Raw genomic sequence first — 275 nt, 5'->3', positions numbered from 1 at the left:
CACGACATCGGAGCATCCGAGCTACCAGGCACCGCGGTACCGACCTGACTGAACGTGCGACCATCGCGCGTAACGATCTCGACTTTCCCGAGCGGCAGTTCCATTTTCCAGTCGAACGCTGAGTCCGCAACCGGAACGACCTTCCTTGAGACTGCGAGCACCTCAGGATCTTGCAATGCATTGCCGGTAAAGTCAGAGATCGCCACGTTACGGCGAACGGCTGCTACTGCTACGAGGAACGGCAGGCTAAACTTTGCGTCTACGAGCGTTCCCGG

The 275-nt window shown here is 58.5% G+C and carries 1 pseudogene; it reads right to left on the bottom strand.

What is annotated here, in order from left to right:
- Positions 1-245, bottom strand: a pseudogene (locus SB764_RS39935) (MmgE/PrpD family protein); the annotation flags it as partial.
- Between the last annotated feature and the right edge of the window lie 30 nt (positions 246-275).

It is taken from the genome of Paraburkholderia sp. SIMBA_027 (assembly GCF_046535315.1).
GTDB lineage: Bacteria > Pseudomonadota > Gammaproteobacteria > Burkholderiales > Burkholderiaceae > Paraburkholderia > Paraburkholderia tropica.
This window is presented reverse-complemented; position numbering and strand designations above follow the sequence as displayed.